Genomic DNA, 7,853 nt, shown 5'->3' with positions numbered 1-7,853 from the left:
CAGACGACGAACCGGAACGCGACAGGATGAAGCTGTTCACGCCGATCAGGTCGCCGTCCATGTCCACTAGCGCGCCGCCCGAGTTGCCCGGATTGATCGCCGCATCGGTCTGGATATAGGCGTTGGAAGTGTCGCCATTCGGATCGGCGGTGCGGTTCAGGGCCGAAATGATGCCGTTGGTCACCGTCTGGCCGACACCAAAGGGGTCGCCGATGGCCAGCACCAGATCGCCGACCTGGGCCTCGTTGGAATCGTCGATCGCCAAGACCGGCAGGCGCTCATTGCCGACGTCGATCTTCAGCACCGCAAGGTCGGTGCGAGGATCGGCAAGCAGCACCCTGGCGACGTACTCACGCCGGTCGGCTAGCGCGACGGTGATTTCCTGCCCGCCCTCCACCACGTGGTTGTTGGTGACGATAACCCCGTCGGCGCGGACGATGACGCCCGAACCCAGCGAGCCCTGGATTCGCTCGCGCGGGGCGCCGCCGCCGAACATCTCCCAGAACGGGTCGGGCCGCGTTCGGATCAGGCGCTTAGACGAGATATTGACCACGGCCGGAGCCGCCCGCTTCACCACGGGAGCGAACGAGGCCTTCATGGTCATGCTGTCGCCCGGCGCCGTCCGGCTGGGCTGGGCCAGCGGCGGAATCTGAGCGTTTGATTTTCCGGCGGGGTCGGAACAGGCCGCAAGAATGGCCAGGGCGGGGATCAGAACGCGATAAGCGCGCATAGACTCTCCAAGCATCGTCACAAGCCCCGCACTCTCAAGAGTATTCAGGCGCAATCATGGCGTTGATTTAGGCACGGTTTTGACTTGAGGGAACCTCGCGCACGAAGAGAGCCACCAGAAGAAGGCCCATCGCGGTCAGGATTCCGCCGGCGATGATCGAGGAGCCCGACCAGACCGCAGCCATGCCGGGCGCGATCGACCAGGCGAAGGCCTGGGTCGAAAGGATCGGGCCGAACAGTCCGGTCATGCTGGAGATCGACCCCATGGCGCCCTGCAGCCTGCCCTGCTCGGTCGCATCGACCTTGGCCGTCATCATCGATTGCAGGGCTGGTCCCGCAACGTTGGCCAAGGCGCCAGGCAGGTTCACGGCCCAGAAAATCGGGCCGGTCGGCGCCAGGCCGACGCCGACATAGCAAAGCACCTGAACGACCAGCCCGCCGATCACCGTGCGCCGCTCGCCAAACCATCGGACGAAGCGGCCGGCCAACTGGCTCTGCACCACGATATTCACCGCCGCGAAGGCGCTGGCGAATATGCCCAAAGCCAGCGGCGTCCACTCGTAGCGGTGGGCCGTGTAGAGGACGAAGACGCTGTTCATGGCGTGCATGGCCAGCCACAGCAGCACAAGCACCAGGGCCAGGACTGGCAGGCCCCGGCGCGAGACCAGCAGGTTGAGCGCCCCGATCGGGTTGGCCTTGCGCCACGACATCGGGGCCCGGTTCTCGGGCGCCAGCGACTCGGGCAGGACGAACAGGCCATAGAGGCCGTTGAGCAGCGATACCGCCGCCGCGGCCCAGAACGGCGCGCGCGGGTCGATCGATCCCAGCAGGCCGCCGAGGGCGGGACCAAGGATTACGCCAGTCCAGGCCGCAGCGTTGATCCAGCCATAGCTCTTGGCGCGTTCCTCCTGCGGCGTGATGTCGGCGACATAGGCCATGGCGGCGGCCTGGGCGCCGGCCGTCAGCCCGCAGAGCGCCCGCCCGATCAGCAGCCAGGCCAGGGTCGGCGCCAGGGCCATGATCACCAGATCGACGGCCAGGCCGAACACCGAGATCAGGATCACCGGTCGCCGGCCGAACCGGTCCGACAACATGCCGATTACCGGGGCGGCGACGAACTGGGCGACCGACCAGATCGCGATCAGCACCCCGATCCAGCGCGCCGCGCCTTGGACATCTCCGCCGAGGAGCTCCTCCACGAGCTTGGGCAGCACCGGGAAGACGATGGTGTGGGACACCACGTCCAGGCAGATGGTCACCCCGATGAAGCGCAGGCCGGCGCGGCGACGCAGGTCGGAACGGGCTTGCACGCCTGCGGGCGGCGTCAGGTCGGATGGGATTGTCATGAACGTCTCGAAACACCGATCCGCGGCGGCGGTCGGTTGGGGATATGGCGCAGAGCGGCAGGCCGGCGATTTCGCCAGCGTCCGTGAGCCTAGGCCCTCATCGTCTCGGTCATTCCTGTCATGCTGGCGGCGATCCTAAGTCGCCATCGACGAAACGCAAACGCCGGCTAGGCTGGGTTGGCGACCTGCCGCGGCGCGCGCGCCACCCGCAGCGCCAACATGAACGCGGCCACAAGCAGCCCTGACGCCAGATAGATGGCTAGGCCTGGCTGGTGCATGATCCCCTCATGCCGGATCGACCAGGCGAAGGTCAGGCCGAAGACGACCGGCCCGATCACCGAGGCGATGCCCTGCAGGCTCTGGTTCGCGCCCTGAAGCTGCCCCTGCCCCGACGGCTCGACCCGGCGGGTCATCAGTCCCTGCAGGCCAGGCTGCAGGAAGTTCATCAGGGCGAAGACGGGCACGCCCAGGAAGTAGATCCAGCCCGTGGGAGCGAAGCCATAGATGGCGAAGCCGGTCGCCCCGGCCGCCGCGCCGAGCAGAAGGGCGCCGCGCTCCCCGATCTTGGCGACCACAGGACCAACCAGCAGGGTCTGGACGATGACCCCGGCCAAGCCGGTCGCCATCATGGTCAGGCCCATGAACCCCGGGGTCCAACCGTAGCGATAGCCGGTGTAGAGGACGAATATCGCTGGCAGCACCGTATGGGCCAGTTGGAACAGGAAGCCGACGGTCGCCAGCCCCAGCAGGTCGGCATGCGAGCGCAGGAAGACCAGGGAGCCGACCGGATTGGCTCGCTTCCAGTCGAACTTCGCCACCCGCTTCTCGGGCGGCAGCGATTCCGGCAGGACGAAGAAGCCGTAGAGCCAGTTGATCGTCGTAAGGCCCGCGGCCACGAAGAACGGCAGCCGCAGGTCGATATCGCCCAGGAACCCGCCCAGAGCCGGCCCCACCAGGAAGCCGAAGGAAAAGGCCGAGCCCATCCAGCCGAACGCCTTGGCGCGTTTATCCGGCGGCGTCACGTCGGCCACATAGGCGTTAGCGGTCGAGAAGCTGGCCGCGGTCAGACCATTGATGACCCGCCCCACGAACAGCCAGGCCAGGCTGGGCGCCAGCGCCATGAAGAGGAAATCGATCGCCAGTCCAGCCAATGAGATCAGCAATATCGGCCGGCGCCCGAACCGGTCCGACATCATGCCCAGGACCGGCCCGCAAAAGAGCTGCATCACCCCCCAGACCGCGCCGAACACCACGTTCCACTCGGACGCCGCCGCCGTATCGCCGCCAGTGAACTCCTTGATCAGGTTCGGTAGCACCGGGATCATGATCCCGAACGAGACCGCGTTGATGACCGCCGCGGCGAAGATGAACCGGAATGCTCCGGTCCATTGCTTGGCCTCGGCGCCCGTGCTCTCCGGCGCCTCAGGACGATCGGTCATGGTCTCAAACTCCAGGACGACGAATCTCAGTTCGAATTAGCACGGCTCACGAACCGACGTTACGCCGAGGTGTCGCGATAGGATGTCAGCAGTCCGCGCCACCACTCCGCCAAGCGCATCAGCAGGGCCTCGTCCGGGAAGCCGTGACGCGCGGCGCTACCCGCAGGGACCTGATCGAAGCCGCGATGCTCGACGCTCACGCGGGTCTCGCCCTCTCCCACGGCCTCGAAACGCACCTCCACCTCAGTGTGAAGATCTGGCGGGAAGTTGGCCTGCCGCCAGGAGAAAACCAAACGTGACGGCGGCTCCCAGGCGGATATCCGGCCGATCTCGAAAACCTTCCCGCTCTCCAGCGTCTCCGTCAGCCGCCCCCCCTCTCCCAGCTCGAAAGCCAGCACCCCTGGCGCGCGAGGCGTGGTCTGGAACAGACCATTTGGCCGCCACCAAGCGCCGATCTCCTGCACAAAGGCGGCGAACGCGCGCTCGGGGGCAGCCTTCACTCGGAGCGCCACATAGACCTTGGAGGTCACGGCGCGGCCTCGACATGAGTCTTGAACGCCAGCAGTTGTTCGGACCAAAGGCGTTCGCTTTCCTCCAGCCAGCGCAGGAGATGCACCATGGGTTCGGGCCTCAGGGCATAGATGCGTACGCGCGCATCAAACTGCGGATGGGATTCCTCCACCAGGCCGCTCTCGCGCAGGGCGCGCAGGTGACGGCTCATGGTGGGCGGAGACAAGCCAAGTTCCCGCGCCAATTCCCCCGCCGGACGTGGGCGCTGGGCCAACAGGTCCACGACCTGGCGCCGATAGGGATCGGCCAACGCCGCCAGGGTCGTGTCGATCTGGGCGGCCTGGCCGCTCATAGCCATCCGGTGATCTTCAGGCCGCTGGCGGCCTCAGCCTCTTCGCGGCTGACCGCCTGGACCGTCTGCGACACCGTCCAGATATGTCCCTCGGGATCGCTGCACCGATAGGTGCGGTCGCCGTAGAACTGCGTCTCGGGCGCCGCGACGATCACGGCCCCGGCGGCCTTGGCCCGCTCGAAGTGGGCGTCGATATCGGTCTCGATCTGGATGTTCACGGTTTGGGTGTTCTTGCCGCCGACCGACTTCGGGCTTTTGTGATCAGCGCTCCATTCCTGGCCGATCATGACGTAGCCGTTACCGAAGCTCATTTGGGAATGGGCGACATTGCCCTCCGCGTCCTCAAGCAACATCGTCAGCTCGAAGCCGAAGGCTTTTTCAAGCCACGCCAAGGCGGCCTTGGGATCCTGGTAGAACAGGGCTGAACGGAAACCGGCGGTCATGGCCGTTTCTCCTCTAGGTTTCGATTTTGTGGCCGGTCGCCGCTTCCATCTCTGCGACGGAAAGCGCCAGCAGCGTCTGGCCGAACGACCAGGGGTGGCCTTCCAGGTCACGGCAGGTAAAGACCCGGTCGCCATAGGGCTGGTCTGCGGGCTCGCGTTCTATGGCGGCGCCCGCTGCGCGAGCCTGCTCGCATCTGCTGTCGAGGCCACTCTCAAGCTGGACATGCACCGACTGCGTTGAGCGGCCGCCAAGGGTCGCTGGACTGGCGGCCTGGCCCGACGGCGGCCCGACCACCATGATGTAGCCGTCGCCGAGCCCGAGTTCGGAGTGGATCACGCCCCCCTGCCCGTCATCGACCACCAGTCGGGTCTCGAACCCGAAGGCGGCCTCAAGCCAAGCGATAGCTGCCCGAGGGTCCTGATACCAAAGCAGCGCCCCGATGGTCGGCAGCTTTTCCCGATCACTCATCTCAGTCACCTTTCGGCTCGGAGATCCCAGAGTTCAGAGCGGCCGACAGACGGTTTGCTCGCGACTGGCGTCACTCCGGAGGAGATATACTTTCAGTATTGTATAATAGTTTCTGCTTTCCGCAATTGGTTTGTCAGCGATCATCTCCATCGCGGCTGCTTCAGCGCCGCAGGGCGCTGTTGATCAAGGTCTCACCGCCATCATTCGCCTCTGGCTCGACGCCCAGCAGCCTGGCGAGCAACGGATAGACGTCGACATTGTCGGTCAGCGGCGTTGCCCTGCCCCGTGCGAAGGCCGGGCCATGGCCGATGAAGATGGCCGCCATCTCCGGTGAGTAGGGATCAAATCCGTGGTTCCCGCCCTTAGGCGGTCGCCTGGCGCGCGTGGTGATCTCCCAGCCGGTCTGCGGCAGGCAGAAAATCGGCGAGACCCTGCGATGAGTTCCGAAGTGATATCGCGCCGGGATCTCGCCCTTGCGCCAACAGGTCATGTGAGGGTGCGGCGCCAAAAGAGCCGCCTCGGCTTGCACTTCCCGCCCGGGCGCAGGGTAATAGGTCATGAAGGCTCCGAGCGCGAGCGATCGACCGAGATCGGCCGAGGCGAGGTCTTCGAGGTAGATCACCCGATCAGGCGCCACCGCGGCCATGCCGTGGTCGGCGGTGACTATGAGATTCGCCTTGAGTCCCCGCGCCTTCAGCCCCTCGGTCAGCTGTCCTATGGCCATGTCGGTACGAGCCGCCGCCTCGGCGACCTGGAGGGAATCTGGCCCGAAGAAATGGCCGACGGTGTCGACCTCGTCGAAATAGAGCGTGATCAACCGGGGCCGCGTCGCTGCGGGTCCATCAAGCCAAGCCAGCACCTGCTCCACCCGCGCCGTCGCCGACATCGATTGTCTGAACGACAGCCACTGGCTTGGCCGCACGCCGTGGATGGTCGCCTCAGATCCCGGCCAGAACAGAGTGGCCGACCTTATCCCGGCCCGCTCGGCGCTCACCCAGATCGGCGTGCCGTCGTTCCACCAGCGCGCGTCCCTCACCGCCGCCCTGTTGGACAGCGCAAAGGCGACATCCGGAATCTCCGGGTCGATCATGTTGTTGTCGATGATCCCGTGACGGTCAGGACGCAGGCCGGTGACCAGGCTGTAGTGGTTCGGGAAGGTCTTGGTTGGGAACGACGGCCGGATCGCCCCGTGGGCGCCCGTCTTCGCCAGTCGCGAGAGATTGGGCGTGACGCCCAGGTCCAGGTAGTCGGCGCGGAAGCCGTCTATGGACACCAGCACGACCAGCGCGGCGTCAGACTGGCGTTCGAGCTCTGACTTGGCAGGCAATTGGGCGCATGCGGCCAGCACGAGGAGCATCGCCAAGGCCGCGAAAATATTCCGGATCAGACTCATAACCGCGAAGCTAGCCGCCTGACGTGACGTTCACCCAACAACGCAAAAGCCCCGGACGTTTCCGTCCGGGGCTCTGAAACTGCTTTGGCAGGTTAGCTTATTCGTCGCCGAACGCGCTGACCTGGACCGGACCGGAGTCCTTGCCCTTTTCCGACGGATCGCGATCGACGAACTCGATCACGGCCAGCGGGGCGTTGTCGCCGTAGCGGAAGCCGGCCTTCAGGACGCGGATATAGCCGCCCTGACGTTCTTGATAGCGCGGACCCAGCACGGCGAAGAGCTTGCCGACTTGAGCGACGTCGCGGACTTGGCTGATGGCCTGACGACGAGCGTGCAGATCGCCGCGCTTGGCGAGCGTGATCAGCTTCTCGACGACGGGACGCAGTTCCTTCGCCTTGGGCAGGGTGGTCACGATTTGCTCGTGCTTGATCAGGCTCGCGGCCATGTTCGCAAACATGGCGGTGCGGTGGGCGGTCGTACGACCCAGTTTGCGGTGGGCTTTACCGTGACGCATTTTGTATCTCCTGGGCCGCTTGGCCCACTGCACGTTCCCGATATCGGGGAATGTGTCTTTGCCTAACCAAGTCCCAGCCTCATCCCGCCTGGGTCAACACGAAGCGCCGGGGCCTTCCACCGCGATTGCGGTCTCGTAAGGCCCATGCCGCCGAAGCGGCACGGAGTCAGCGCAAGAGGTTCTTACATCTGGTCGTCGAACTTTTTCGCGAGTTCTTCGATGTTCTCGGGCGGCCAGTTCGGGACGTCCATGCCGAGGTGAAGGTTCATGCCCGCGAGCACTTCCTTGATCTCGTTCAGCGACTTGCGGCCGAAGTTCGGGGTACGGAGCATCTCCGCCTCGGTCTTCTGGATCAGGTCGCCGATATAGACGATGTTGTCGTTCTTCAGGCAGTTCGCCGAACGGACCGAGAGCTCGAGCTCGTCGACCTTCTTCAGCAGCGCCGGGTTGAACGGCAGTTCCGGCTTGGCTTCGCCTTCGACCTTCTTCTTCGGCTCTTCGAAGGTGATGAAGATCTGCAACTGATCTTGGAGAATACGGGCGGCGAAGGCCACCGCGTCCACCGGCGAGATCGCGCCGTTGGTTTCGACTTCCATGATCAGCTTATCGTAGTCGAGGCTCTGGCCCTGACGGGTCGGCTCGACGCGATAGGCGACGC

The 7,853-nt window shown here is 65.1% G+C and carries 10 protein-coding genes; all 10 read right to left on the bottom strand.

Features of this window, described 5'->3' with window-relative positions; translation table 11 throughout:
• Window positions 1-730: trypsin-like peptidase domain-containing protein (locus Q8M13_RS16175; RefSeq protein WP_305301078.1), on the bottom strand; the 730-nt coding region annotated here is incomplete at its 3' end.
• Window positions 731-797: 67 nt separating this feature from the next.
• Complete coding sequence (locus Q8M13_RS16170; protein WP_305301077.1) at window positions 798-2,075, bottom strand: MFS transporter; 1,278 nt, start codon at window positions 2,073-2,075, stop codon at window positions 798-800.
• Window positions 2,076-2,242: 167 nt separating this feature from the next.
• A complete protein-coding gene (locus Q8M13_RS16165) occupies window positions 2,243-3,514 on the bottom strand; it encodes a TCR/Tet family MFS transporter (protein ID WP_305301076.1) in 1,272 nt (423 codons plus the stop codon).
• Window positions 3,515-3,573: 59 nt separating this feature from the next.
• Window positions 3,574-4,044, bottom strand: coding sequence for an SRPBCC family protein (locus Q8M13_RS16160; RefSeq protein WP_305301075.1), 471 nt, complete (start codon window positions 4,042-4,044; stop codon window positions 3,574-3,576).
• Complete coding sequence (locus tag Q8M13_RS16155; RefSeq protein WP_305301074.1) at window positions 4,041-4,382, bottom strand: helix-turn-helix transcriptional regulator; 342 nt, start codon at window positions 4,380-4,382, stop codon at window positions 4,041-4,043. Before Q8M13_RS16155 ends, Q8M13_RS16160 begins: the two co-directional genes overlap by 4 nt.
• The gene (locus Q8M13_RS16150; protein ID WP_305301073.1) at window positions 4,373-4,819 is read right to left on the bottom strand and encodes a VOC family protein; all 447 of its coding nucleotides are present in this window, start codon (window positions 4,817-4,819) and stop codon (window positions 4,373-4,375) included. The genes Q8M13_RS16155 and Q8M13_RS16150 overlap by 10 nt, the downstream gene beginning before the upstream one ends.
• A gap of 13 nt (window positions 4,820-4,832) precedes the next feature.
• Complete coding sequence (locus Q8M13_RS16145) at window positions 4,833-5,288, bottom strand: VOC family protein (RefSeq protein WP_305301072.1); 456 nt, start codon at window positions 5,286-5,288, stop codon at window positions 4,833-4,835.
• A 160-nt stretch (window positions 5,289-5,448) separates the two neighbouring features.
• Window positions 5,449-6,681 (bottom strand): ectonucleotide pyrophosphatase/phosphodiesterase, encoded by a 1,233-nt coding sequence (locus Q8M13_RS16140; RefSeq protein WP_305301071.1) that lies wholly within the window; start codon window positions 6,679-6,681, stop codon window positions 5,449-5,451.
• Between the two features lie 97 nt (window positions 6,682-6,778).
• Entirely contained in the window at window positions 6,779-7,195 is a 417-nt protein-coding gene (gene rplQ, locus Q8M13_RS16135; RefSeq protein WP_305301070.1) for a 50S ribosomal protein L17, read from the bottom strand.
• A gap of 182 nt (window positions 7,196-7,377) precedes the next feature.
• Window positions 7,378-7,853: DNA-directed RNA polymerase subunit alpha C-terminal domain-containing protein (locus tag Q8M13_RS16130; protein WP_305301069.1), on the bottom strand; the 476-nt coding region annotated here is incomplete at its 5' end.

This window comes from Phenylobacterium sp. (genome assembly GCF_030681155.1).
GTDB lineage: Bacteria > Pseudomonadota > Alphaproteobacteria > Caulobacterales > Caulobacteraceae > Phenylobacterium.
The sequence above is the reverse complement of the archived record's forward strand: the minus strand, read 5'-3'. Positions and strand labels throughout refer to the sequence as shown.

Bases quoted from the DNA above. Each gene is read 5' to 3' on its own strand.
- Q8M13_RS16155 (WP_305301074.1), bottom strand. From the start codon at position 4,382: ATGGCTATGAGCGGCCAGGCCGCCCAGATCGACACGACCCTGGCGGCG.
- Q8M13_RS16165 (WP_305301076.1), bottom strand. From the start codon at position 3,514: ATGACCGATCGTCCTGAGGCGCCGGAGAGCACGGGCGCCGAGGCCAAG.
- Q8M13_RS16140 (WP_305301071.1), bottom strand. From the start codon at position 6,681: ATGAGTCTGATCCGGAATATTTTCGCGGCCTTGGCGATGCTCCTCGTG.
- rplQ (WP_305301070.1), bottom strand. From the start codon at position 7,195: ATGCGTCACGGTAAAGCCCACCGCAAACTGGGTCGTACGACCGCCCAC.
- Q8M13_RS16170 (WP_305301077.1), bottom strand. From the start codon at position 2,075: ATGACAATCCCATCCGACCTGACGCCGCCCGCAGGCGTGCAAGCCCGT.
- Q8M13_RS16145 (WP_305301072.1), bottom strand. From the start codon at position 5,288: ATGAGTGATCGGGAAAAGCTGCCGACCATCGGGGCGCTGCTTTGGTAT.
- Q8M13_RS16150 (WP_305301073.1), bottom strand. From the start codon at position 4,819: ATGACCGCCGGTTTCCGTTCAGCCCTGTTCTACCAGGATCCCAAGGCC.